This is a genomic window from Azoarcus sp. Soil_N_20 (assembly GCF_057656155.1).
Window position 1 is genome coordinate 234080 of record NZ_JBDGKX010000004.1, and the last position, 25548, is coordinate 259627.

Sequence of the window (25548 nt, forward strand, 5' to 3'; positions counted from 1 at the left end):
GAAATGGGCGCGGGTGAGCGGATCATGTCGATCGCGCTCAGGGGCGCACGGCTTCGATCATCCAGCCATTGAATACGCCTCGTGCGGCATCGATGACTTCGCCCGCGGTCAGGCCGATCGGGCCGATGCCTTCACGTGCGAGGCGATCGGCCGCGGCGCCGTGCAGGTTGACCGCGGCGATCAGCGCGGACTCGGCTTTCCAGCCCTGGGCGAGCAGGCTCAGGATCAGCCCGCTGAGGACGTCGCCCATGCCCGCAGTGGCCATGCCCGGATGGCCGCTGTTGTTGATGAACCAGCGTCCGTCCGGGGTCGCGATCAGACTGCCGCAGCCTTTGAGCACCACCAGCGCATTGAACGATTTTGCGAGCTTGAGGCTGGCCGCAAGGCGGTCGTTCTGGACCTCGCCGGTGCTGATGCGCAACAGCCGTCCGGCCTCGGCCGGGTGGGGGGTGAGCAGGGTCGGGGCGGTGCGGGCGGCCAGGGCCTGCTGCAGGGTACCGTCGCCGGCCAGGATGTTGAGCGCGTCGGCATCGAGCAGCAGGGGGATGTCGCGCGCGCAGGCAGCGGCCAGCAGCTGTGCTGCCGCGCTGCTGATGCCCAGGCCGGGGCCGACTGCCAGGGCGGTCAGCTTCTCGGGCAGTCGGGCGGCGCGGCGCAACATGAGTTCGGGATGGCGGTTGTCGACCGAAGGTGCAGCGGGGTCGAGCAGACCCACGAACACCCGTCCGGCGCCGAGCCACAGCGCAGCCCGCCCGGCGAGCAGCGCGGCGCCCGCCATTCCGCTGTCGCCGCCGAGTACGCCGGCGTCGCCATGCAGGCCCTTGTGGGTGTTGCGTGGACGAGGCGTGAGCCACTCGCGAAACAGGCTGGGGCGAATCCCGTAACCCATCGCCGGAACCCAGGCGGGGGCGTCGATCTCGATCCGCTGCACCGAGATCTCGCCGCAGTGGTCGGGGCCGTCGAGCGTCAGCAGGCCGGGCTTGAGGGCAATGAAGGTGGTGGTATGGGTGGCGCAGAAGCAGGGGCCGAGCGGACGGCCGGTATCGGCATCGAGCCCGCTCGGGACGTCGAGTGCCATGCGTGGCACGCGCTGGGCATTGAGGGTGTTGATCCAGGTGGCGTAGCGACCCTCGATCGGACGTTTCAGGCCGATGCCGAAAATCGCATCCACCACCAGGGCCCAGCCCTTGGCCGGCGCCGCGGGGAGGTCGGACACGGTCCCGCCACCCGCCTGCAAGAAATCGGCGTGGGCCTTGGCGGCCTCGGCCGGCAGCACGTCGGGATGGTCGCCAAAGGCAACGATGACTTCGCGTCCGGCTTGCCGCAACTGGCGCGCCATGACGAATCCGTCGCCGCCGTTGTTGCCCGGCCCGCACACGACCAGAATCGGACCGGGGCGGTCCATGATCAGGCGCACCGCGTCCTCCGCCGCCGCGCGACCGGCACGTTCCATCAGTGGCGGGCGAGCGCTGGGGATCAGCTTGCGTTCGATCTCGCGGATGCCGGAAACAGGATAGATGGGTTGGGCAGGTGCGAACATGGGCGCCTTTGAGCGTGGGAAGCCCCGATTCTACGAGCACACGCGCAAATGCGCGCTGAATTTGTCCGCGCGTGTTGCCGACGTGGGTGACGATACCGGCGTCCGGCCAAGCGCTAATTGCGCGCCTTGCGCTTCTCGAGCCGGGTTTCGTAGACCAGTTCGACCGCCCCGTCGTCATCGACCGACTCCAGGCGCACGGCGAAGCCCCACAGACGGGCAATATGCTTGACCACCTCTTCGCTACTGCCGGCGAGCGGGCGGTGACGCCAGCTCTGGTGGCGCAGGGTGAGCGAGCGGTCGCCGCGCAGGTCCACGTTCCACACCTGGATGTTGGGTTCCCGACTGCCCAGGTTGTAGTGCTCGGACAGGATCTCGCGCACCCGGCGGAATCCGCTGTCGTCGTGAATTGCCGAGACTTTGAGATTGCTTTCGCGTTCGTCGTCGAGAATGGCAAACAGGCGGAAATCGCGCATCACCTTGGGGGACAGATACTGGGCGACGAAACTCTCGTCCTTGAAATTGCGCATCGCGAAGTCGAAGGTCTCGAGCCAGTTGCTGCCCGCAATTTCCGGGAACCACCGGCGGTCTTCTTCCGTCGGGTGCTCGCACATGCGGCGGATGTCAGTCCACATCGCGAAACCCAGCGCATAGGGGTTGATGCCGTTGTACCAGCGCACGTTGTAGGGCGGCTGGTAGACCACATTGGTGTGCGACTGCAGGAATTCGAGCATGAAGCTGTCGCTGAGCAGACCTTCATCGTAGAGCGTGTTGAGCAGGGTGTAGTGCCAGAACGTGGCCCAGCCTTCGTTCATCACCTGGGTCTGGCGCTGGGGGAAGAAATACTGCGCGATCTTGCGCACGATACGCACAATCTCGCGCTGCCAGGGCTCGAGCAGGGGCGCGTTCTTCTCGATGAAGTAGAGCAGGTTCTCTTCCGGCTCCTCGGGAAAGCGCCGCTCCCGCCTGCCGTCGGCGCGCGACTCGTGTACCGGCAGGGTGCGCCATATGTCGTTTACCTGGGTCTGCAGATAGTCCTCGCGCTCCTCCTGGCGCAGTTTTTCCTTGGCCATCGACAGCTTGGGCGGACGCTTGTAACGGTCCACGCCGAGGTTCATCAGCGCGTGGCACGAATCGAGCAGCAGTTCGATCTCCTCCACGCCATAGCGCTCTTCGCAATGCGCAATGTAGTTCCGGGCGAAGACCAGGTAGTCGATGATCGCGTCCGCATTGGTCCAGGTGCGGAACATGTAGTTGCCCTTGAAGAAACTGTTGTGTCCGTAGGCAGCGTGGGCAATCACCAGGCCCTGCATGGGCAGCGTGTTTTCCTCCATCAGATAGGCGATGCAGGGATTGGAGTTGATCACGATCTCGTAGGCCAGCCCCATCTGCCCACGGCGATAGCCCTTCTCGGTCGACAGGAACTGCTTGCCGAACGACCAGTGGTGGTAGTTCACCGGCATCCCCACCGAGGCGTAGGCGTCCATCATCTGTTCGGCGGTGATGATCTCGATCTGCACCGGGTAGGTGTCGAGGCCATAGGCGGCGGCGACTCGGGCGATCTCGGTGTGATAGCGGTCGATGCTCTCGAACGACCACTCCGACCCGCCCGGCAGGGGCTGCTGCTTCTTCAGGGCACGCTTCATGCGAGGCTCTTTTTGAACAGTTCGCGGAAAACCGGGTAGATATCAGCCGGCGATTCGATGCGCTGCATCGCAAAGTTGCTGCTGCCGCCACGGATCTTTTCGTACTCGCGCCACAGATTCTGCGGTTCGCCGGGAGTGATTTCGATGTAGGCGAAATACTGGCACCACGGCAGGATTTCCTTGGACAGCAGCTCGCGGCAGATGGGCGAATCGTTGTCCCAGTTGTCGCCGTCGGAAGCCTGGGCGCCATACACGTTCCACTGGCCCCCGGCATAACGTTCGCGAATGATGTCGCGCATCAGTTCGAGTGCGCTCGATACCACGGTGCCACCCGACTCGCGCGAATGGAAGAATTCGTCCTCGTCGGTTTCCTTGGCCACGGTATGGTGGCGGATGAAAACCACCTCGATGTGCTCATAGGTCCGGTTCAGGAACAGGTAGAGCAGCATGAAGAAGCGCTTGGCAGTGGCTTTTTTTTCTTCGTCCATCGATCCGGACACGTCCATCACGCAAAACATGACCGCTTGCGTCGTGGGCTGCGGGATCTTGACCCGGTTGTTGTAGCGCAGGTCGAAACTGTCGATGAAGGGGATGGCCTCGATCTTCGCCCGCAGCCGGCCGATCTCGTCGCGCAGCGCGCACGCTTCGTCGCTGTCGACACCGTATTGCGCGACGGCCTCTTCGAGCTCCTCCTTCAGTTCGTGCAGGCGGACACTGTAGGGCGATCCCAGCGCCAGCCGGCGACCCAGCGCGCCGCGCATCGAACGGATGATGTTGATGTTGGCAGGGACGCCGGACGAGGTGAACCCGGCGCGGTGGGTCTTGTAGTCGGTGACACGGGCGAGCTGGGTGCGGATCAGGTTGGGCAACGCGAGGTCGTCGAAGAAGATGTCGAGGAACTCTTCGCGCGAAAGTTGAAAGACGAAATCGTCCTCGCTCTCGCCATCCTTGCCCACCTTGCCCGAACCCGGACCGCCGGCCCCTCCGCCTTGCGGACGCTTGATCTGGTCCCCGCTCGAGAACTGGTCGTTGCCGGGAAAGACCTGTTCCCAGATCCCGCCCTTGCCATGCTGGAAATGAGGTTCGGACAGGTCCTTGGCGGGAATCGAGATGTGCTCGCCATTGTCAAGATCGCGGATCGAACGGCCCTGGATGGCATCCGATACCGCACGGCGGATCTGATGCTTGAACCGGCGCACGAAGCGCTGCCGGTTAACCGCACTCTTGTTCTTGCTGTCGAAGCGCCGATCGATGATGCGGATCATGCCTTCCTCCATGGTGATCTGCGGCGGCGCGGACGGTCGAAACCGGCTGCGCACCCCGCCGCAGAGCGTTCAGGCGTTCAGGACGACTTGCGTACGCGCAGATACCACTCGCAAAGCAGGCGCACCTGCTTCTCGGTGTAGCCCTTCTCGATCATGCGATTGACGAAGTTCTGATGCTTCTTCTGCTCGTCGCCGCTGGCCTTCGCATTGAAGCTGATCACCGGCAGCAGGTCTTCGGTGTTGGAGAACATCTTCTTCTCGATGACGGCGCGCAATTTCTCGTAGGAAGTCCAGCTCGGGTTCCGGCCCTCGTTCTTCGCCCGGGCGCGCAGCACGAAATTCACCACCTCGTTGCGGAAGTCCTTCGGGTTGCTGATGCCGGCCGGCTTCTCGATCTTCTCCAGCTCTTCGTTGAGCGCCGAGCGGTCGAGGATTTCGCCGGTGTTGGGGTCACGGAACTCCTGATCCTGAATCCAGAAGTCGGCGTAGATCACGTAACGGTCGAAGATGTTCTGGCCATATTCCGAGTAGCTCTCGAGGTAGGCGGTCTGGATCTCCTTGCCGATGAACTCGGCGTAGCGTGGAGCGAGGTACTCCTTGATGAAACCGAGGTATCGCGCTTCGGCCTCGGGCGGGTACTGCTCCTGCGCAATCTGCTGCTCGAGCACGTACATCAGGTGCACCGGGTTGGCCGCGACTTCGCGGTGATCGAAGTTGAATACCCTCGACAACACCTTGAACGCGAAGCGGGTTGACAGGCCGACCATGCCCTCATCGACACCCGCATAGTCGCGATACTCCTGATAACTCTTGGCCTTGGGGTCGGTGTCCTTCAGGTTCTCGCCGTCATAGACCCGCATCTTGGAAAAGATGCTGGAGTTCTCCGGCTCCTTCAGGCGCGACAGCACCGTGAACTGGGCCAGCATCTTCAGCGTGTCCGGCGCGCACGGCGCTTCCGAGAGAGAGCTGTTGGTCAGCAGCTTCTCGTAGATCCGGATCTCGTCGGACATGCGCAGACAGTAGGGCACCTTGACCGTGTAGATGCGGTCGAGGAAGGCCTCATTGTTCTTGTTGTTCTTGAACGCCACCCACTCGGATTCATTCGAGTGGGCCATCACGATGCCGTCGAACGGGATCGCGCCGAAGCCTTCGGTGCCCTTGTAGTTCCCTTCCTGGGTTGCGGTCAGCAGGGGGTGGAGGACCTTGATCGGCGCCTTGAACATCTCGACGAACTCGAGCAGGCCGCGGTTCGCGAGGCACAGACCGCCCGAATAGCTGTAGGCATCGGGGTCGTTCTGCGAGTACTGCTCGAGCTTGCGAATGTCGATCTTGCCGACCAGGGACGAAATGTCCTGGTTGTTCTCGTCGCCGGGTTCGGTCTTGGCCACTGCCACCTGACGCAGCACCGAAGGGTTGAGCTTGACCACCCGGAATTTGGTGATGTCGCCACCGAACTCGTGCAGGCGCTTGACCGCCCACGGGCTCATGATGCCGCCGAGATAGCGGCGCGCGATGCCGTAGTCGTCCTCGAGAATGTGACCATCCTCGAGGGCGTTGAAGAGTCCGAGCGGCGACTCGTTCACCGGCGAGCCCTTGATCGCATAGAACGGTACGTGCTCGATCAGGCTCTTGAGCATCTCGGCCAGCGAGGACTTTCCGCCACCGACCGGGCCCAGCAGGTAGAGGATCTGCTTCTTTTCCTCCAGCCCCTGGGCAGCGTGGCGAAAGTAGGAAACGATATGCTCGATGACCTCTTCCATGCCGTAGAAATCGCGGAAAGCAGGGTAGAGCTTGACCACCTTGTTTGAGAAGATGCGCGACAGGCGCGGGTCGAGCCGGGTGTCGACCAGTTCGGGGTCGCCGATCGCCATCAACATGCGCTCTGCTGCGGTCGCGTAAGCGGCCCGTTCGCGGCCGCACAGTGCCAGGTAATCCTGGATCGACATTTCGTCTTCACGGGCCGCTTCATACCGGGCCTGGTAAGCGTTGAATATGCTCATCTCGACGTCTCCTGGTCACTTGAGCCACTGAGGGCCCGGTTCAGCTTCGTCTGTCGCTTTGGCGCACCACCTGTTCCCCGGGCGGGGGGCGGCGGCGTGCTTCATTCTCTCCCTGAGAGGCGCCCGCAGTCCGCGAGTTCCACCCGGAGATGTGCATTTTTTCACCCTTCGCGTCGCATTTTCCTCCCACAGTGGCGCTGGAGGGAAGGCCCTGTCCCTGTGCTAGAATCAAGGTTTAATTCGCACAGGCTGGCTGGCTCCGTGGCTTTCCGCGTGGAAGGCTCGTGAGTAATAATCCCTGCCGGCGGTATTTTTGACTTCTCAGGATCGATTGAATGCAGACCAACCAGGAAAACCCGAGCGCACTGGAGCGCCGCATCGACATGTCCGTCGCGATGGCGGAGATCAACAAGGAAGTTGATGCCCGTCTCAAGAAGATGGCCCGCACGGTCAAGATGCCGGGTTTCCGCCCGGGTAAGGTGCCGATGAAGATCGTCGCCCAGACCTATGCGCCGCAAGCTCGCTCCGAGGCAATCGGCGCCGCGGTCGAGAAGGCATTCGGCAATGCGGTGCGCGAGCAGAATCTGCGCGTGGCCGGCTATCCCCGTATCGAGCCCAAGGAAGCCTCCAACGCAGAAGTGCTGGAGTTCAGCGCAGTGTTCGAGGTTTATCCGGAAGTCGTTTCGGGCGATCTGTCGGATCAGGCGATCGAGCGTCCGGCGCTGGAAGTGGGTGAAGCCGAGGTCGACAAGACGCTCGAAGTGCTGCGCAAGCAGCGCACCTCGTTCGAGCCCGCAGACCGAGCAGCGGCCGAGGGCGATCGCGTGTCGATCGACTTCGCCGGGCGTAAGGATGGCGAGCTGTTCGAAGGTGGTCAGGCCGAGGATTTTCCGTTCGTCATCGGTGCGGGCTCCATGCTCAAGGACTTCGAGGCCGCGGTGACCGGTCTGAAGGCGGGCGAGGCGAAGACCTTCGACATGACTTTTCCGGCCGATTACCACGCCCAGCATCTGGCCGGGCAGACGGTTCAGTTCGAAGTGACGGTGAAAAAGGTCGAAGGGCCGGTGCTGCCGGCGGTGGATGGCGATTTCGCCAAGGCGCTGGGTGTGGCCGATGGCGACGTCGACAAGCTGCGCGAGGAGGTCAAGGCCAATCTGACGCGCGAAGTGAAGCGCCGCATCCAGGCCAAGATCAAGGAGCAGGTCATGGAGGCGCTGCTCGCCGTGACCCCGATCGAGGTGCCCAAGGCGCTGGTCGAGGCGGAATCGCGCCAGCTCGCCGAGAATGCAAAGCGCGATCTTGAAACGCGCGGCATGCAGACCAAGGACATTCCGGTCGAGCCGGCCTGGTTTGCCGACCAGGCCGTGCGCCGGGTCAAACTGGGGCTGATCATGGCCGAACTGGTCAAGGCGAAGGAGCTCCATGCCAAGCCGGAGCAGATCCGCACCCTGGTCGAGGAGATGGCCCAGAGTTACGAAGATCCTTCCGAACTGGTACGCTGGTATTACGCGCAGCCCGAGCGGCTGGCGCAAGCCGAAGCCGTGGTGATCGAGGACAACGTAGTGGAATGGGTGGTTTCCCAGGCCCGTATCACCGACAAAACGGTCGCTTTTGACGAACTGATGGGTAACGCGGCCTGAGGTCGCTAGAGAACGGACAATGATGAACGGAATGCCCCCGCAAGGCGGAGAATGGAACCCGGTCGGCCTCGGTCTGGTTCCGATGGTAGTCGAGCAGAGTGGACGCGGCGAACGCGCCTATGACATCTATTCGCGCCTCCTGAAGGAGCGGGTGGTGTTCCTCGTCGGCCCGGTCAATGACATCACCGCCAATCTGATTGTGGCGCAGATGCTGTTCCTCGAGTCGGAAAATCCGGACAAGGATATTTACTTCTATATCAATTCTCCGGGTGGGTCGGTGACGGCCGGCATGGCGATTTACGACACCATGCAGTTCGTCAAACCGAACATCAGCACCCTGTGCATCGGCCAGGCGGCGAGCATGGGCGCATTCCTGCTGGCCGCGGGCGAAAAGGGCAAGCGCTTCACGCTACCCAATTCGCGGGTGATGATTCACCAGCCGCTCGGCGGCTTCCAGGGGCAGGCATCGGATATCGAAATCCATGCGCGCGAGATTCTTTTCCTGCGCGCCCGTCTCAACGAAATGTTGGCCAAGCACACCGGTCAAACGATCGAGCGGATCGAGAAGGACACCGATCGCGACAACTTCCTGTCCGCAACCGCGGCCGTGGAGTACGGCATCGTTGACAAGGTGCTGACCAGCCGCGCCGACACCTGAACCAGGAGAACCAAACATGCCGGAAAAGAAGACGGGCGGCGACAAGCTGCTTTACTGCTCGTTTTGTGGCAAGAGTCAGCATGAAGTGCGCAAGCTCATTGCCGGTCCGTCCGTCTTCATTTGCGACGAATGCATCGAGCTGTGCAACGACATCATCCGTGAGGAGATCGCGGGTGACGCCGGTTCGGAAAGCGTCAAGGGCCAGCTGCCGACGCCGCAGGAAATCTGTGACATCCTCGATCAATACGTGATCGGGCAGTCCAAGGCCAAACGCAACCTGTCGGTCGCGGTGTACAACCACTACAAGCGCCTGCGCCATCTGAGCGACACCAAGGACGAGGTCGAGCTTTCCAAGAGCAATATCCTGCTGATTGGCCCGACCGGTTCGGGCAAGACGCTGCTTGCCCAGACCCTGGCGCGTTTGCTCAACGTGCCCTTCGTGATGGCCGACGCAACGACGCTGACCGAAGCCGGTTACGTCGGTGAGGACGTCGAGAACATCATCCAGAAGCTGCTGCAAAAATGCGACTATGACGTCGAGAAGGCTCAGCACGGCATCGTCTACATCGACGAGATCGACAAGATCTCGCGCAAGGCCGACAACCCCTCGATCACCCGTGACGTGTCGGGCGAGGGCGTGCAGCAGGCGCTGCTGAAGCTGGTGGAAGGCACGATCGCGTCGATTCCGCCGCAAGGCGGGCGCAAGCACCCCAACCAGGATTTCATCCAGGTCGACACCACCAATGTGCTGTTCATCTGCGGCGGGGCCTTCGACGGCCTCGACAAGGTGATCCGCAATCGTACCGAGAAAGTCGGGATCGGCTTTGGTGCCGAGGTCAAGAGTCGCGAAAGCAAGAGCCTGACCGAAACCTTCCGCCAGGTTGAACCGGAAGATCTGATCAAGTTCGGTCTGATTCCCGAATTGATCGGTCGACTGCCGGTGGTCGCCACCCTGCAGGAACTGGACGAAGAGGCGCTGATCCAGATCCTTGTCGAGCCCAAGAACGCACTGGTCAAGCAATACCAGAAACTCTTCTCGATGGAAGGCGTCGAACTCGAAATTCGTGCGGCCGCCTTGCGTTCGGTCGCGCGCAAGGCGATCAAACGCAAGACGGGGGCGCGCGGTCTGCGCTCGATACTCGAGGCGGCATTGCTCGACATCATGTACGACTTGCCGACGATGGAAGGCGTCTCCAAGGTTGTGATCGATGAGAATACCATCGAGGAGGGCGCCAGACCCTTGCTGATCTATGCAGATCAGCAGAAGGTTTCCGGCTCCAACTGAGCCGCTTCACCCGCCACTTGAATTCCTGGGTCATGCCCGCATATGGGTGTGACCCTTATTGGAAGGAAAAAGAACATGTCGGGCCCTGTTGACCTCCCCAACGAGCAAATGGAACTGCCACTACTGCCACTGCGCGATGTAGTGGTTTTTCCGCATATGGTCATCCCGCTCTTCGTGGGTCGGCCCAAGTCGATCAAGGCGCTTGAAAACGCGATGGAAGCCGGCAAGAGCATCCTGCTTGTCGCGCAGAAGTCGGCCGCCAAGGATGAGCCTTCGATCGAAGATCTGTACGACATCGGGTGCGTCGCCAACATCCTGCAGATGCTGAAGCTGCCCGACGGGACGATCAAGGTCCTGGTCGAAGGCGTGCAGCGTGCGCGCATCGACTCCGTCGACGATCTGCGTCATCTGTTCGTGGCCAAGGCCACGCCGGTACCCTTGGCGGATGTCGACAACACCGAGGTCGAGGCCATGCGCCGGGCGATCATCGCCCAGTTCGACCAGTACGTGAAACTGAACAAGAAGATTCCGCCCGAGATTCTCACCTCGCTGGCCGGCATCGAGGAGCCGGGTCGCCTGGCCGACACCATTGCCGCCCACCTGCCGCTCAAACTCGAACAGAAGCAGGAAGTGCTGGAGATGTTCGACGTGAACGAACGTCTGGACAAGCTGCTCTCCCAGCTCGAGACCGAACTCGACATCCTGCAGGTTGAAAAGCGCATCCGTGGCCGCGTCAAGCGCCAGATGGAGAAGAGCCAGCGCGAGTACTACCTGAACGAGCAGGTCAAGGCGATCCAGAAAGAGCTCGGGGAAGGCGAGGAAGGTGCCGATCTCGAGGAGATGGACAAAAAGATCAAGTCCGCCGGCATGCCCAAGGAGGCGCTGGCGAAGGCCCAGGCGGAGTTCAAGAAGCTGCGCCTGATGTCGCCGATGTCGGCCGAAGCCACCGTGGTGCGCAACTACATCGACATCCTGCTCGGTCTGCCGTGGAAGAAGAAATCCCGTGTCAGCAAGGACCTCGCGGAAGCCGAGGTGGTGCTGGACAAGGACCACTATGGCCTGGAACGGGTCAAGGAACGCATCCTCGAGTATCTTGCCGTGCAACAGCGCGTGGACAAGGTGAAGGCGCCTATTCTGTGCCTGGTCGGCCCTCCGGGTGTGGGCAAGACCTCGCTCGGGCAGTCGATCGCCAAGGCAACTAACCGCAAGTTCGTGCGCATGGCGCTCGGTGGCGTCCGGGACGAGGCCGAGATTCGCGGTCACCGTCGCACTTACATCGGATCGATGCCGGGCAAGATCCTGCAGAACATGAGCAAGGTCGGGGTCAAGAACCCGCTCTTCCTGCTCGACGAGGTCGACAAACTGGGCATGGATTTCCGTGGTGACCCGTCGTCGGCGCTGCTCGAAGTGCTCGATCCCGAGCAGAACCACACCTTCCAGGATCATTACGTCGAGGTCGATTTCGACCTGTCCGACGTCATGTTTGTCGCCACCGCGAACACGCTCAACATCCCTGCTGCGTTGCTCGACCGCATGGAAGTGATTCGTCTGTCGGGTTATACCGAAGACGAGAAGGTGAACATCGCGCTGCGCTACCTGCTGCCCAAGCAGATGAAAAACAATGGCCTCAAGCCGGAAGAACTCTCCGTTACCGAAGACGCACTGCGCGATGTATGCCGCTACTTTACCCGTGAAGCCGGCGTGCGCAGCATGGAACGCGAGATCTCCAAGATCTGCCGCAAGGTGGTCAAGTCACTGGTGCTCAAGGCGCGCAACAGCAAGATCGTGGTCAATGCCAAGAATCTCGACAAATACCTCGGCGTGCGCAAGTACAGCTTCGGTATTGCCGAGAAGCAGAATCAGGTCGGTCAGGTGACCGGGCTGGCATGGACCGAGGTCGGAGGGGAGTTGCTGACCGTCGAAGCGGTCGTGTTGCCCGGCAAGGGCAAGATCATGACGACCGGAAAGCTCGGCGAGGTGATGCAGGAGTCCATCCAGGCAGCCCTGTCGGTGGTGCGCAAGCGTGCCCGCTCCCTGGGTATCGAGGACGATTTCTACCAGAAGAGCGACATCCACATTCACCTGCCCGAGGGGGCGATTCCCAAAGACGGCCCTTCGGCGGGTGGCGCGATCACGACTGCATTGGTATCGGTGTTGACCGGTATCCCGGTGTGTTGCGACGTGGCGATGACCGGGGAAATCACCCTGCGCGGTGAGATTCTGCCGATCGGCGGCCTGAAGGAAAAACTCCTTGCGGCGGTTCGGGGCGGTATCGCGCGCGCGCTGATCCCCGAGGAGAACGTCAAGGATCTGGCCGAGATTCCCGATAACATCAAGAATGCGATCGAGATCATTCCGGTGAAGTGGATCGACCAGGTCCTTGATCTTGCACTGGAACGTAAGCCGGCTCCGCTTCCCGACGCGGTCCAGACGGTCGCTGCCGCTGCTGCTCCTGCCGAAGAAGGTGCGCCCTCGCCCAAGAGCCTGCGCGCGCACTGAACCCCCGCTTTACATTGGTAAGGTGTACAAAAGCCACTGCAAGTGTGCGAAAGCACGCTGCAGTGCGCCTTGACACCCAGGATTTCCGCGAGCTATAAAGACCACGGTTTATGCAGGACGACAGAGATAGCCCGGAAGACCGCGCTGTTTCTGGGTTTGGCCGGGTTATTTCTATTGCGATCCATACCAGAAGGGGATAGAAGTGAACAAATCCGAACTGATCGATGCCATTGCGAAGCAGGCCGATATCTCCAAGGCCGCTGCCGGAAAGGCGCTCGATGCAACCGTCGAATCCGTCAAGCTCGCGCTCAAACAAGAGGACACTGTAACCCTCGTCGGGTTTGGAACCTTCTATGTCGGAGATCGCGCCGCGCGGACGGGTCGCAATCCGCGTACCGGAAAGAACATCAAGATCAAGGCGGCCAAGGTGCCCAAATTCAGGGCTGGAAAAGGCCTGAAAGATGCAGTAAACTGACCGACTTTCTTGCACAGATAGCACCTTCACTGTTCAAGTACGGGTGCTTAGCTCAGTTGGTAGAGCGTCGCCCTTACAAGGCGAATGTCGGCGGTTCGACCCCGTCAGCACCCACCAAAACCAGATTGGACATCCATGGAAGTTCCAGGATGTCTTGAAACCTCGCTCCGGCGGGGTTTTTTATTTGGTGCGCACCTACATACAGTCTAGATCAGGCCGATCTCCATTGCGCGCGCCACGGCCTGCGTACGGCTGCGAATGCCGAGTTTTCCGTAGATTCGGCGGAGATGCGTCTCGACGGTGTTCTCGGTCACGAAAAGCTTGCGCGCGAGTTCCTTGTTCGAGTGCCCCTCGGCCAGCAGCCGCAAGATCTGGCCTTCGCGCTGGCTTAGACGCTGGTCGCCTTCGGCCGGTGCGGGCCTGGACGGCAAGGGGCCGGTCTTCGTTGCCGCCTTGAGGATGCGCTGGAGATAGGCCGGCGAGACGCCGGTCTTGCGCGTCGCGAGCGCGTTGAGCAGCTCGTGGAGATGCCAGGGCTCGTCCGCGAACACCCGGATCATTCCGCCGGCCTGTGCGTTCAGGAGTGACCTTTCCAGCGTTTCGAGCGCTTGCGGGCGGCGGCGTGACACTTCGAAGGCCTGGGCCAGCAGGCACTGCAGCCGGGCGACCCGGCGCTGGCGGTTGCGGGCGTTGGCGTCGCAGATCGCGTCCTGCAGGCTGGGAATGATGGCGCGCAGGGAGCCTTCGGCGATGGCGAGCCGGGCTTCGGCGACGAGGAGGTCGTCGAGATCCTCCGAGTAGGTCGACAAGCCCGGGAAGCGTGCCCAGATCGCTTCGTCCCGGACCAGGGGCATCAGGCGGTGCGCCGCGGCGGTATCGCCGGCGAGCAGTGCTAGCCTGTGCTTGTCGAGACGGGAAGCGGCCGCGATCCGCGGGATGGAGCGGACATCGCCGAGGTCGAGGAGCGAATCCAGGGTGCCGAGGGCCTTGCTGTACTGCCCCCGTTGTGCCTGGATGCGGGCGAGCACCCGGTAGGCGACGATGATGTGGTCGGGCAGGCAGCCTTCGCGGATCACCGGCAGGTAGTCGATCAGCAGGGTTTCGGCGGCGTCGATCTCGTCGATTTCGTAGAGGGCTTCGGCAAGGTGAGCGACCACGATCGCGGTGGACGTAGTGTAGCGATGACCGCCCGAGATCATGCTCTCGAGCGCGTCGTCGAAGCGGATGCGCGCGGCATTGGCCTGGCCTTGCAACAGCGCGATCGCGCCTTCGAAACTGAGGCTGTAGTGGAGCGCGTGGATCGCGCCGATTGGCTCCAGGTAGTGTTTCGCCGAGGCGATTTCCTGCTGGGCGAGGACGTCGTGCCCCTGGGTCATGTGCCGGTACGCCAAAGTATTGTGGGTCAGGCCGGCGACGTAGGGGGGTCTGCTGGCGAGGTTCGTTCGCGCCGACTCGGCGATGGCGAAGGCCTGGGCCAGCTGGTCCGACCAAGCGCACAACATGATTCTGAGGGCCACCAGTTCGGCGGAAATCGCCTCGTCGGTCAGGGCCGCATCGGGCAGGAGGTCGACCAGCCGGTTCGCATCGCTGTAGCGGTGCAGGAAGGTGGTCGCGTAGGCGCCGGCAATGAGCAGGCCGGCCTGGTCGACGAGGATTTCGTCCGGAATCGCGGTAACCCATTTCGCAACCGTGTCGAACTGGCCGATCCACACCAGGTCCGTCGCCCGGGTCGCCATGATCCGCGCCGCGAGGCGATGGTCGCCGGCAGCCAGGGCATAGGGGATGGCGGGGAAGGGTTTGTCATGATCGGCAAGCCAGCGCGCCGCATTCAGTTGAAGCGCCCCAATGCGTTCCGGTGCGACGCCGGACAGCCGGTGCTGGCCCTGCAAAAAGTCGCGAAAGATCGGATGGTAGCGATACCAGGGACCGTCGTTGTCGATGCGTTGCAGGAACAGATTGTCGCGTTCGGTCTGCAGCAGGAGTTCGCGGCTGTCTGCGACGCCAAGGGCTGAATCGCACATCGGCGGAGAAAACGCTTCGAACAGGCTGGTCTCGAGCAAGAAGCCGCATTGCCGGGCCGGCAGGCGGGCGAGCACGTCTTCGGCGAGGTAGTCGGAGATGCTGCGCGACGAATCGGCCAGGCGTTCGAGCAGAGCCGCGGTATCCGCCCGCCCGGTAAGCGCCGCGGCGGCGAGCTGGAGAGCCGCCGGCCAGCCGTCGGTGCGCTGCTGGAGCGTCTCCAGATCCTGGTCGTTGAGCGAACATGACAGCCGTTCGGAGATGTAACGCCGCGATTCCTCTTTGTTGAACTTGAGGTGATCCGCATCGATCTCGAGCAGTCGCCCGCTCACGCGCAGGCGACCGAGCGGCAACTCGGGCTTCTGGCGTGATCCGAGGACAAGGCGCTGCCCCGGTGAGAGCGAGCTGACGATTTCGTTGATCACCTCCATCACCTTGCCCGACGCAATCTCCTCGAATTCGTCGACGAACAGCACGAACGGGGCGTCGGAGAGATTGATCAGTTCGAGCAGCTGATGCACGCGCGCGCTCGACGAGGCCGCCACGCTATCGAGCCCGCCGCTCGGCATCGGTGGCGCCCCCAGATCGGCAAGGACGCTGCCGAGTGCCGCCCACAGGTAGAAGGTGAAGCGTCCGAGATCGTTGTCCGAGGCATCGACGGTGAGCCAGCCGGTCGTCATGCCCGCCTCCTCCATCTGGCAGTAGAGCTGACCCAGCGTGGTCGTCTTGCCGTATCCGGCAGGTGCGGTCACGAGCACCAGGTTGGCCGTCGACCGCGCCACGAGGCTCGAGATTCCGCTTCGCTCCACCTTCCCCGACGCATCGTACGAGGGTTGCAACTTGCGCGCATTGATGCGAACGCCTGTGAGCTTGATCGTTTGCTTGAGCATGTAGCGGACGTGAAAGGGCCTGGAGGAGAGATGCGGATTTTTTCAGTATGAAGACAAAAACTCGCAAAGGAAACAGCGGCGCGGGCTCCACGCCGGACTTCCCTCGTCGGCCCGTAAGCCGCACCACTACTCGCTTCTAGCGCGGCGGCATTGTGCAGTGCCGCGAACATTTCCGGCTTCATCGGAGGTGGGAGAAATCGTGCGGTGCAGCACTTGTCACGGATTCCCGGTACGGCGTTCCGCGACAAGGCTCGCGGGTTTACGCGATTGAGCCAGTTTATGGGGTCATCGAGAATTTCTCCATGCCGAAGCCGTTTCGGCCTTAGGTCCCACCTACGGAGAAATGCACATGAACGACCGGAGTCAGATGCCCCTCACGGCGAAACTGGGGTCGCTGGGCGCCGAGCCGCCGCTGTCGGAGACGGCTGCGATGATACTCGAGAGCCTCGCGCGCTACGCCACCGAAGTGATGCGACCCGTCGGCGCGGCGCTCGACCGGATGACGCCCGACGAGGTGATCGCGCCCGGTTCACCCTACTGGGAGGCGCGGCGCAAGTTCGTCGAACTGGGTTTCGGGGTCGAGGCCCTGCTCGGTTTCGAACCCGAGGAGCGCGGCAAGATGATGTGCCTGCTGTTCGAGACCCTCGGCTGGGGCGATTCCGGTCTGGCCATCTCCTTCGGCGCCGGCATGTTGCCGCAATACATGTGCGCGCTGCTCGGACGCGAGGATCTGTTCAGGCTGTATCCGGATGCGGTGCTCGGCTGCTGGGGCATTACCGAGCCCGATCATGGCTCCGATACGCTCGATCCAAGCCGCGCGATCTTCCATCCGCAGGGTCAGTACGGCCGCCCCAACTGCGTCGCGCGTATCGCCGGCGACGAGGTGATCATCAGCGGCCAGAAGTCGGCCTGGGTGTCCAACGGCACCATCGCCGAGGTCTGCATCCTGTATTGCGCCACCGATACCGGCTCCGGCTTCGACGCGCAGCACGGCTGCGTGGTGATCGTGCCGATGGATGCGCCCGGCGTCTCGCGCGGCAAGGCGCTGGACAAGCTCGGCCAGCGCGCGCTGAACCAGGGCGAAATCTATTTCGACAACGTGCGGGTACCGCGCGGTCATCTGCTGGCGGGCCCGGACGACTTCCAGACCGCGGTGCGCATCATCCACACCGCCGCCAACGGTCTGATGGGCGCCACCTTCACCGGGGTGGCGCGGGCAGCCTACGAACATGCGCTGGACTACGCCCATGAGCGCAAGCAGGGCGGGGTGCCGATCATCCGTCACCAGTCGGTGGCACAGCGTCTGTTCCACATGTTCCGCAAGGTCGAGGCCGCGCGGGCGCTGACCAACCGTGTCGTTCATTACAACTTCATCTCGCCCAACCCCTCGCTGCACGCGGCGATGACCGCCAAGGTCACCGGCACGCAAACCTCGTTCGAGGTGGCGAGCGATGCGCTGCAGATCTTCGGTGGCAACGGGCTGACCCGCGAATACCCGGTGGAAAAGCTGCTGCGCGATGCGCGGGCGTCGCTGATCGAGGACGGCTGCAACGAGGTCCTGGCGATCAAGGGCGGCTATGCCCTGATCGACCCGGATCGCCTGTAACGGCCTTTGGTCCCGCCAAGAGACAAGGAGAGGTCGGCCCCATGACCGCAAGAGACGAACAGATTCTCGCGAATCTCATCGCCAACCGTGCCGAGAGCCAGCCCGATCTCGACGTGCTGACCTTCGAGCATCCCGGTTGTGCGGACGAGGTCCGCACCTACCGCCAGCTGTGGGACAACGGGCGCCGAATCGCGGCGGCGCTGAACAAGGGCCGGGTCGGGCAGGGCGGGCATTTCGCGCTGCTGATGCAGAACCATCCCGAGTTCGTGGATGCGATGGTCGGCGCGTCGATCAGCGGAGCGGTCTTCGTTCCGATCGATCCCCGCACGCGGGGCGAAAAGCTCGTCTATATGTTGCGTCACTCGGGGTGTCGCGGGGTGATCTGCGCAGACTATGTGCTCGACCAGGTCGAGGCCATCCGCGACCGCCTGCCCGAACTCGAATGGATCTGGGTGCTCGACAGCGGCGCCGCCACCGCGCGTCCGCTCGACCAGTACGCCGGAGTTCAGCGACTGGACGGGATCCTTGCCGGCCCGGTGCCCGAGGTCGAGATTGTGTCGAACGATCCGGCGGGCGCAATGGAGATCATGTATACCTCGGGTACCACCGGTGACCCCAAGGGGGTCGTGATTCGCCACGCGCGTTTCGCCGCGGTGGGGAACTGGTACGGCCTGCTCAGCTATGCGCAGGACGATCGTCCGTACACAGGATTGTCGCTGACCCATGGCAACGCCCAGCTGGTCACGCTGTCCTGCACCCTGAAGCTGGGGATGCGGGCGGTCATCAGCCGCAGGTTCTCGAAGTCGCGCCTGTGGGATGTGGCACGCAAGCACGGCTGCACCACCTTCACCCTGCTCGGCGGCATGACCACCGCCATCTACAGCGAGCCCGAGCGGCCGAACGACCGCGACAACCCGGTGCGCTTCGTCATCAGCGCGGGGATGCCGGCGGCGATCTGGAAGGCATTCGAGCGCCGTTTCGGGGTCGAGATCCTCGAGTTCTACGCCGCGGTGGAGGGCGGGTTGACGCTCAAGCCGGTTGGCGAAGGCCCGATCGGCAGCGTCGGCAAGCCACCGGCCACGCTGAACATGCGCATCGTCGACGAGTACGGCCAGGACGTCGAGACCGGGCAGCGCGGCGAGATCATCTTCCGCCCCGCCGACGGCGCCGCACCGGTGGTCGACTATCTGCACAACCCCGAAGCTTCGACCGCCAAGACTCGCGCTGGCTGGCTGCGCATGGGCGACATCGGGCATGTGGACGAGGACGGCTGGCTGTTCTTCGACTTCCGCATGGGTGGCGCGATCCGTCACAACGGCGATTTCGTGAATCCGGCCGCGATCGAGAAGGTGCTTGCCGAGAGCCCGATGGTGTCCGACGTCTTCATCTACGGCATCGACGCCGCCTCCGGCGCTCCCGGCGAGAAGGACGTGGTGGCGGCGATCGTGCCCGAGCCCGGTGTCGAGTTCGATCCGCAGGCCTTGTTCCGGCTGTGCCGCGAGCAGCTCGAGAGCAGCAGCGTGCCGAGCTACCTGCAGGTGGTGGACGAGATCCCGAAGACCGTTTCGGAAAAACCCCAGGAGCGCTTCCTGAAAGAGGCCTTCAAGGCCCCCGGCGCCGGGATCCACGAAGAGCGCCGCAGCAACGCGGTGGCCGGCTAGGCACCGAACCCGAACAGCAAAGGAGAATGCAATGGAAACGAACTACGAAGTGGTGGTGTACGGCGCCAGCGGCTACACCGGCAAGCTGATCGCCTGGAAGCTGGCGGAGCGCCGCATCCCCTTCATCGCCGCGGGCCGCAACCTGCAACGGCTGGAAGAGGAGATGGCGCGGGTGCCCGAACTGGCGGGGCACGACTATCGCTGCGTGGCGGTGACCCACGGTGTCGCGTCGATGACCGAACTGTTCCGCGGCAAGAAGGTGGTCATCAACGTCACCGGCCCCTTCATGCAACTGGGCGAGCCGGTGGTGCAGGCCTGCCTCGCGGCCGGCTGCCACTACTTCGACACCACCGGCGAGGCCGACTGGATGTCGCTGCTCAAGAACGAATACGGCAGGCGTTTCGCCGACGCCGGCCTCGCCCTGTGTCCGGCCAACTCCTACATGTGGGCCGAAGGGGTGCTCGCCGCCGAGATCGCGCTCGAGACCCCGGGCATCGACTCGGTCGACCTGGTCTATCTCGCGGACTCGCAGACCAGCGTCGCCTCGACCAAGTCCTTCCTGCGGATGTGCACGAAGCCGCAGTACTACATCAAGGACCGGATGCCGGTCGTCTGGCCCTATGCCGCCGACTATACCGTGACCGTTCCGGGCGAACACGAGCTGTTCAGCGCACTGCCCTGGAGCGGCGGCGGCGAGCCGGTGTGGTACCAGGGCGACGCGCGCGTGCGCAACTGCCGCGTACTGGTGTCCTTCCGCAACCAGGCCATGTTCAAGGTGGTGCTGGGCATTCTCGAGCGCTTCGAGAAGGAGTGTCGCGACCTGCCGCTCGACGAGCAGGAGCGCATCACCAACCAGTGGGGGAGCGAAGTCACTTCGGTCGAGCCCCCGCGCGAGGACCCGGAGGTCAATCGCTGCGTGCTGTCGTGCTACGGCCGCGGCAAGACCGCCTCGGTGAATGTCGTGCTGCGCGGCAACTCGCCCTACGTCCAGACCGGCGTGCTCGGTGCCGAAGCGGCGCGGCGCGTGCTGCGCGGCCAGCTCCAGGCGGTCGGCTTCGTGTCGCCGGCAAAGGCCTTCGGCGCGCGCAACCTGCTCGGCGCCCTGGCCGAGGAAGGCTGCCTCGCCTGGCAGGTGCACAGCGCCTGAGCGCCGGCAGTCCGGCCCCAACCCTGAATTCCACCGAGAGAGCGAAATGAACCAGCGAGTCTATGTAGTGGGCGTCGGCATGACGCCCTTCGGCAAGCACCTCGATACCAGCATCAAGCAACTCACCTGCAGCGCGGTCGAGCAAGCCATGGCCGACGCAGGGTGCTCCCGGGGCGATATCCAGATGGCCTTTTTCGCCAACGCGGCGCAGGGCCATATGGAAGGACAGGACATGGTCCGTGGCCAGATCGCGCTCAGGTCCATGGGCTTCGAAGGCCTGCCGGTGGTCAATGTGGAGAACGCCTGCGCGAGCGCCAGCACCGCCTTCCAGCTGGCGGCCGGCATGGTCGGCGGTGGCGGGGCCGACGTGGTGCTCGCGGTTGGCGCGGAGAAGATGTTCTCGGCAGACAAGGCGCGCACTTTCGGCGTCTTCGACGGTGCCTGGGACGTGCATGAGGTGGCCGGCGGACGCGAGCGCCTGCTGCGCATGGGCTTAGGGGTCGAGCCGCCGCCGGGTACGGTGTCGGCCAAGCCCTACAGCGTGTTCATGGACATCTACGCCGCGTTCGGCCGCATGCACATGCGCGAGTACGGCAGCACCCAGCGCCAGTTCGCCGCGGTATCGGCCAAGAATCACCAGCACTCGGCGCACAACGCGCTCGCCCAGTACCGCCAGGCCTACACGGTGGAGGAGATCCTCGCCGCGCCGCCGATCACCTATCCGCTGACCCTGCCAATGTGCTCGCCGGTGAGCGACGGCGCGGCCGCCGCGATCGTGTGCAGCGAGGCGGGGCTGGCACGGCTTGCGGGCAATCGCGCGCGGGCCATCCGCGTGCTCGGCTGGGCGCTGCAGGGTGGGTCGGACCGCCCGGCAGAGTCCCTGGACCGGCACCTGGTACGGCTGGCGGCGCGGCGTGCCTACGAGCAGGCCGGCGTCGGACCGGAGGATATCTCGGTGGCCGAGGTCCATGACGCGACCGCGATCGGCGAAATCATCCAGTCCGAAGTGCTCGGCCTGTGCGCACCGGGCAGCGGCGGCTTCAGCGCCGAGCGCGGCGAGACGCGGATCGGCGGACGGATCCCGATCAATCCCTCGGGCGGACTGGAATCGAAGGGGCACCCGATCGGCGCCACCGGCCTGGGCCAGATCTTCGAGCTGGTCACCCAATTGCGCGGCGAAGCCGGCCAGCGCCAGGTCGAGGGCGCCCGCCTGGCCCTGGCCGAGAACGGCGGCGGCCTGTACGGCGTTGAAGAGGCGGTTGCGTGCGTGACCATCCTCGGACGTTGAGGCCGAAAAGGACGGACCCGCGGCATCGCGGGCAGTGCCGGTAAACAACGAGAAGTGAGGCAGAAATGGAGACACGGGCTTTGCGCCATCGGCTGGCGGGGTTTGCACTGCGCCACCGGTTCATGGTGCTGCTGGCACTGGCATTGCTGACGGCGTTTTTTGCCGCCGGCCTGTCGCGCATCGAGGTGCGCACGATCTTCTCGGACCTGTTCCCGAAGAATCATCCCTTCGTCGAGGCCTACCGGGACCACCCCAATTTCGGCAACCCGCTGACGGTCACCCTGATGGTCAAGCGCAAGGACGGCCAGGATATCTACCAGGCCAACACCCTGCGCAAGATCTGGGACTTGTCGCGCGAGATCGACCTCGCCCCCGGCGTGGACCACGACCAGATCCTGTCGATCGCGACCGAGAAGGCGCGGTTCACGGTCGTCACGGCCGACGGCATCTACTCCAGCCCGATCATGGACGACCAGCCGCCGGAAACGGTGGCGGAGCTCGCGGAGGTGCGCCGCCGGGTAAACGAGTCGCCCGGTGCGCGCACCTTCCTGGTCGCGGACGACGGCAGCGCAGCGGTGATCAACGCCACCTTCATCGAGCATCTGGTCGACTACGGCGAGTTGTTCGGCTACGTCAGCGCGCTCGCCGAAAAAGCGGGCGATGCGGAGCACGGAATCTACGTGGCCGGCTTCCCGATGCTGACCGGCTGGGTCTATTACTTCGGATCGGACACGGCCAAGATCTTCGGCGTGACTCTGGCGCTGATGTTCGTGTTGCTGGCACTGCACATGCGCAACATGGCCGGGATCGTCCCCCCGCTGGTCGTGAGTGCGGTTTCGGCGGTTTGGGGTTTCGGCCTGGTCGGCTGGATCGGCCACCCGGTGGAGCCATTGCTGATGGTCGTGCCCCTGCTGCTGGTCGCACGCTGCTTCAGCCACTGCGTGCAGGCGACCGAGCGCTACTACGAGTTGCTCAGTCTGTCGGGCGACAAGCACCGGGCCGCCGAGCAGTCGCTGGTATCGCTGATGTGGCCGGGCACCCTGGGCATCTTCACCGACGTGGTCGGGTTGCTGCTGATCGCGATCGCGCCGATTCCCGCCCTCGAGCGCTTCGCATTGTTCACCGGGCTGTGGGCGCTCAACCTGATTCCGACCGCAGTGTTCCTGACCCCGGTGATGCTGAGCCTGCTGCCGCGCCCGCGTAATCTGGACCACCTGCTTGCCCAGTCGGGCAAGGGCGGCATGCTGCAGCACGGGATGCAGCGCCTGCTGCTGGCCCTGGGCGCGCTGGCCACCGGCCGCCGCGCGCGCTATACCGCCGCTGCTTTCGTCGTGCTCGGCGCGCTCGCGCTGGTCGAGATGTTCCGGATCCAGGTCGGCAATCCGGTGGAAGGCAGCAACCTGCTGCGTGAGGACTCGCAGTTCAACACCGCGGTGCGCGAGATCAACCGCAACTTTCCCGGCCTGATGACGCTGGAGGTGATCTTCGAGGGCACGCAGGGGCGCATCGTCCGCCAGGCCGACACCCTGGCCACGATGCAGGCGCTGCAGCACTGCCTGGAGAGCGGGCCCAATGCGCCCACCGCCACGCTGTCGTTCGCCGACTACACGCTCGAAGCCAACCGCGTGTTCAACGGCGGCAACCCGAAGTGGGCGCCGCTCGACCATGACGACGCATCGGCCGCCGCGGCGGCCGGCGCCCTGATGGTGGGCACCAATGCCAAGGCCTACCTGCATGTGACCGACTTCGAGCAGAAGAACGGCACGGTCTCGCTGTGGTACCCGAACAACCGGCAGGAGACCGTGGATGCGGCCCTGAAGCAGGCGCGCCAGTGCGTCGACGAGGTCGGGCCGGAGCATGCCAATTTCCGTATCCGCCTCGGGGCCGGTTCGATCGCGCTGCAGCAGTCGATCAACGACACCGTCGATCTGTACCAGTGGTACATCCTCGGCGCGCTGAACCTGGTGATCCTGGTCGGTTGCGCGGTGGCCTACCGCTCCATCGGGGCCGGCTTGCTGCTGCTGGTGCCGGTGAATCTGGCCAACGTGTTCCTGACCGCGGCGATGTCCTTGGGCGGGCTCGGGCTCGATGTCAATTCGCTGCCCATCCTGTCGATCGGGATCGGGGTCGGGATCGACTACGGCATCTACCTGCTGACCCGCATCTGCGAGGAATACCAGTTCGCCGGCCGCGATCTGCCGCGCGCAATCAACACCGCGCTGACTACCTGCGGCAAGGCGATTTTCTTCACCGCAAGCCTGATGACCCTGGGCATCGCGCCCTGGTACTTCCTGTCCGAACTCAAGTTCCTGTCCGACATGGGGCTGATGCTGGTGGCGGTGATGCTGATCAACATGGTGTTGGCGCTGCTGCTCGTCCCACTGCTGGTCTACCTGTTCCGGCCGCGCTGCCTCGAGACCGATATCTCCGTGCTTTCCGAGTCGATCGTGGAACCGGGCATGCCCGGGGTCAGGGTGTCGGCGGCCACGCTGTGATCACGCCGGGCGGACGCCCGGTCCAACAAAGGAGTGAGACATGCATATCCGTAAATTCGACTTCGATTTCAGCCGGCGCCATTTCCTCGAGAAGACGGCCAAGGGCATCCTGACCGCCGGGGTGCTGACGCCGATGTGGCCGCTGGTGGCGCAGGCCGCTGATATCACCAAGGCCTATCCGGACGAGCTGCTGTCGATCGAGGGCTACACGAAGGGCAAGATCAAGACCGGCGACATGATCACCGCGGACAATGTCGAGTTGGTCAAGGAGTTGCTCGATCCGGTGGCCAACAAGCAGGTCAGGGAGATGGGACGGCGGATCCGGGTCGTCGCCTCGACGCGCGACGTGTCGCGCATGTACCCGGCCGAATACCTCGAAGCCACCCTGCGCAACAAGGGCAAGGCGCGCCTGGATGCGGACGGCAACGTGGTCACGGCGGACGGCAAGCGCTGGCTTGGGGGCAACCCCTTCCCCGAGGCCACCACCGCGCAGGAGGCCTTCGCCAACCTGACCCTGTCCTGGGGACGGCACGACAACTCGGTGTATGCGGTGCGCGACTGGGAGATCGGGCCCGACGGGGATGTCTCCTACCAGTACGACTTCGTCTGGGTCGAGGAGAACGTGGCCGCCCGGGTGGGGGCGGGCGGGCCCTACCTTGCGGGGATGGAGGACAAGCTGAGGCTGCAGTCGGTGTTCTTTACCGCACCATCCGACGTCAAGGGCACGTCCTACCTCAACACCTGGTACTACGACCAGCGCAAGTTTCCCGACCTCGTCGGCTACCTGCCGGCATTCAAACGGGTGCGCAAGTTCCCGACCAACCAGCGTTTCGAGCCGCTGGTGGCGGGCATGGCGCTCTACCTGTCGGACGCCTGGGCCGCGGGCGACCCGATGCTGACCTGGGGCAACTACAAGGTCGTCGGCCGCGGCCCCTTCCTCGGCGCGGTGTCGGGCGGCTGGCACGGCGATCATCCGAACTGGGAGCGGCCGGTGCATGGCGGGCCGAAGGGGCAGACCTTCTTCGATACCGACATGGAACTGTGCCCCGAAGTGCTGATCGTCGAGGCCGAACCGGTGGGTTATTCGCGTGCGCCGGTGTCGAAGAAGCGGGTGTGGATCGACGTGCGCAACATGATGTACGTCGGCTATGTGACCTACGACCGCCGCGGCGACATCTGGAAGAGCTTCGAGCCCCAGTACGCGCTGTACGAGAAGGGCAATGCGCGCTTCATGGATGGCAAGCACACGGCCTGGTCGTGGACCGCGGTGCACTGCCACGACATCCAGTCCAATCGGATGACCCGCTTCGTCCAGGCCAAGTCGGTCGCCGGCGGTATGTCCTCGGGCTACAACCAGGACAGTTTGTACGAGCGGTATCTGACCGAGCAGGCCATCCAGCGCCTGGGGGCGTGATCGTGGCGCGCGCAAGAACCCGC

Annotated in this window: 16 protein-coding genes and 1 tRNA gene; 12 read left to right on the top strand and 5 right to left on the bottom strand. The window is 63.8% G+C overall.

Annotated elements, in window-relative coordinates; genetic code table 11:
* Positions 1–37 precede the first annotated feature (37 nt).
* From AC3A35_RS10565 to AC3A35_RS10580, 4 genes are all read right to left on the bottom strand, one after another.
* Complete coding sequence (locus tag AC3A35_RS10565) at positions 38–1540, bottom strand: NAD(P)H-hydrate dehydratase (protein ID WP_487436028.1); 1503 nt, start codon at positions 1538–1540, stop codon at positions 38–40.
* Between the two features lie 113 nt (positions 1541–1653).
* Positions 1654–3183, bottom strand: coding sequence for a SpoVR family protein (locus tag AC3A35_RS10570; protein ID WP_487436029.1), 1530 nt, complete (start codon positions 3181–3183; stop codon positions 1654–1656).
* Positions 3180–4448 (bottom strand): YeaH/YhbH family protein, encoded by a 1269-nt coding sequence (locus AC3A35_RS10575; protein WP_487436030.1) that lies wholly within the window; start codon positions 4446–4448, stop codon positions 3180–3182. The genes AC3A35_RS10570 and AC3A35_RS10575 overlap by 4 nt, the downstream gene beginning before the upstream one ends.
* A gap of 77 nt (positions 4449–4525) precedes the next feature.
* Entirely contained in the window at positions 4526–6448 is a 1923-nt protein-coding gene (locus tag AC3A35_RS10580) for a PrkA family serine protein kinase (protein ID WP_487436031.1), read from the bottom strand.
* Positions 6449–6783: 335 nt separating this feature from the next.
* Here AC3A35_RS10580 and tig point away from each other — a divergent pair, with 335 nt between their 5' ends.
* The 6 genes from tig (at position 6784) to AC3A35_RS10610 (ending at position 13122) form a co-directional block, all read left to right on the top strand.
* Entirely contained in the window at positions 6784–8088 is a 1305-nt protein-coding gene (tig, locus tag AC3A35_RS10585; RefSeq protein WP_487436032.1) for a trigger factor, read from the top strand.
* Between the two features lie 31 nt (positions 8089–8119).
* On the top strand, positions 8120–8746 hold the full coding sequence (clpP, locus tag AC3A35_RS10590) for an ATP-dependent Clp endopeptidase proteolytic subunit ClpP (RefSeq protein ID WP_487436033.1): 627 nt from the start codon (positions 8120–8122) through the stop codon (positions 8744–8746).
* Positions 8747–8762: 16 nt separating this feature from the next.
* Entirely contained in the window at positions 8763–10031 is a 1269-nt protein-coding gene (clpX, locus tag AC3A35_RS10595) for an ATP-dependent Clp protease ATP-binding subunit ClpX (RefSeq protein ID WP_487436034.1), read from the top strand.
* A gap of 75 nt (positions 10032–10106) precedes the next feature.
* Positions 10107–12530 (top strand): endopeptidase La, encoded by a 2424-nt coding sequence (gene lon, locus AC3A35_RS10600; protein ID WP_487436035.1) that lies wholly within the window; start codon positions 10107–10109, stop codon positions 12528–12530.
* Positions 12531–12732: 202 nt separating this feature from the next.
* Positions 12733–13005 (top strand): HU family DNA-binding protein, encoded by a 273-nt coding sequence (locus AC3A35_RS10605; protein WP_487436037.1) that lies wholly within the window; start codon positions 12733–12735, stop codon positions 13003–13005.
* 41 nt (positions 13006–13046) lie between these two features.
* Positions 13047–13122 (top strand) — tRNA-Val (locus tag AC3A35_RS10610).
* Positions 13123–13211: 89 nt separating this feature from the next.
* On the opposite strand, the gene AC3A35_RS10615 is transcribed toward AC3A35_RS10610, so the two are convergent.
* Positions 13212–15914 (bottom strand): winged helix-turn-helix domain-containing protein, encoded by a 2703-nt coding sequence (locus AC3A35_RS10615; RefSeq protein WP_487436039.1) that lies wholly within the window; start codon positions 15912–15914, stop codon positions 13212–13214.
* 349 nt (positions 15915–16263) lie between these two features.
* Between AC3A35_RS10615 and AC3A35_RS10620 the strand changes: the two genes are divergently transcribed.
* The 6 genes from AC3A35_RS10620 (at position 16264) to AC3A35_RS10645 (ending at position 25525) form a co-directional block, all read left to right on the top strand.
* Entirely contained in the window at positions 16264–17520 is a 1257-nt protein-coding gene (locus AC3A35_RS10620) for an acyl-CoA dehydrogenase family protein (protein WP_487436040.1), read from the top strand.
* Between the two features lie 41 nt (positions 17521–17561).
* Positions 17562–19181 (top strand): AMP-binding protein, encoded by a 1620-nt coding sequence (locus AC3A35_RS10625; protein WP_487436041.1) that lies wholly within the window; start codon positions 17562–17564, stop codon positions 19179–19181.
* Positions 19182–19212: 31 nt separating this feature from the next.
* Positions 19213–20328 (top strand): saccharopine dehydrogenase family protein, encoded by a 1116-nt coding sequence (locus AC3A35_RS10630; protein WP_487436042.1) that lies wholly within the window; start codon positions 19213–19215, stop codon positions 20326–20328.
* A gap of 46 nt (positions 20329–20374) precedes the next feature.
* Positions 20375–21616 carry a thiolase family protein gene (locus AC3A35_RS10635; RefSeq protein WP_487436043.1) on the top strand — a complete coding sequence of 414 codons (1242 nt, stop codon included), beginning with the start codon at positions 20375–20377 and terminating at the stop codon, positions 21614–21616.
* Between the two features lie 65 nt (positions 21617–21681).
* Positions 21682–24111, top strand: coding sequence for an efflux RND transporter permease subunit (locus tag AC3A35_RS10640; protein WP_487436045.1), 2430 nt, complete (start codon positions 21682–21684; stop codon positions 24109–24111).
* A gap of 40 nt (positions 24112–24151) precedes the next feature.
* Positions 24152–25525 carry a DUF1329 domain-containing protein gene (locus AC3A35_RS10645; protein ID WP_487436046.1) on the top strand — a complete coding sequence of 458 codons (1374 nt, stop codon included), beginning with the start codon at positions 24152–24154 and terminating at the stop codon, positions 25523–25525.
* The last annotated feature ends 23 nt before the right edge of the window (positions 25526–25548 follow it).

Excerpts from the sequence above, each read along its gene's own strand:
- AC3A35_RS10565 (WP_487436028.1), bottom strand. The coding sequence starts at position 1,540 with ATGTTCGCACCTGCCCAACCCATCTATCCTGTTTCCGGCATCCGCGAG.
- AC3A35_RS10570 (WP_487436029.1), bottom strand. The coding sequence starts at position 3,183 with ATGAAGCGTGCCCTGAAGAAGCAGCAGCCCCTGCCGGGCGGGTCGGAG.
- AC3A35_RS10575 (WP_487436030.1), bottom strand. The coding sequence starts at position 4,448 with ATGATCCGCATCATCGATCGGCGCTTCGACAGCAAGAACAAGAGTGCG.
- AC3A35_RS10580 (WP_487436031.1), bottom strand. The coding sequence starts at position 6,448 with ATGAGCATATTCAACGCTTACCAGGCCCGGTATGAAGCGGCCCGTGAA.
- tig (WP_487436032.1), top strand. The coding sequence starts at position 6,784 with ATGCAGACCAACCAGGAAAACCCGAGCGCACTGGAGCGCCGCATCGAC.
- clpP (WP_487436033.1), top strand. The coding sequence starts at position 8,120 with ATGCCCCCGCAAGGCGGAGAATGGAACCCGGTCGGCCTCGGTCTGGTT.
- clpX (WP_487436034.1), top strand. The coding sequence starts at position 8,763 with ATGCCGGAAAAGAAGACGGGCGGCGACAAGCTGCTTTACTGCTCGTTT.
- lon (WP_487436035.1), top strand. The coding sequence starts at position 10,107 with ATGTCGGGCCCTGTTGACCTCCCCAACGAGCAAATGGAACTGCCACTA.
- AC3A35_RS10615 (WP_487436039.1), bottom strand. The coding sequence starts at position 15,914 with ATGCTCAAGCAAACGATCAAGCTCACAGGCGTTCGCATCAATGCGCGC.
- AC3A35_RS10620 (WP_487436040.1), top strand. The coding sequence starts at position 16,264 with ATGAACGACCGGAGTCAGATGCCCCTCACGGCGAAACTGGGGTCGCTG.
- AC3A35_RS10625 (WP_487436041.1), top strand. The coding sequence starts at position 17,562 with ATGACCGCAAGAGACGAACAGATTCTCGCGAATCTCATCGCCAACCGT.
- AC3A35_RS10630 (WP_487436042.1), top strand. The coding sequence starts at position 19,213 with ATGGAAACGAACTACGAAGTGGTGGTGTACGGCGCCAGCGGCTACACC.
- AC3A35_RS10635 (WP_487436043.1), top strand. The coding sequence starts at position 20,375 with ATGAACCAGCGAGTCTATGTAGTGGGCGTCGGCATGACGCCCTTCGGC.
- AC3A35_RS10640 (WP_487436045.1), top strand. The coding sequence starts at position 21,682 with ATGGAGACACGGGCTTTGCGCCATCGGCTGGCGGGGTTTGCACTGCGC.
- AC3A35_RS10645 (WP_487436046.1), top strand. The coding sequence starts at position 24,152 with ATGCATATCCGTAAATTCGACTTCGATTTCAGCCGGCGCCATTTCCTC.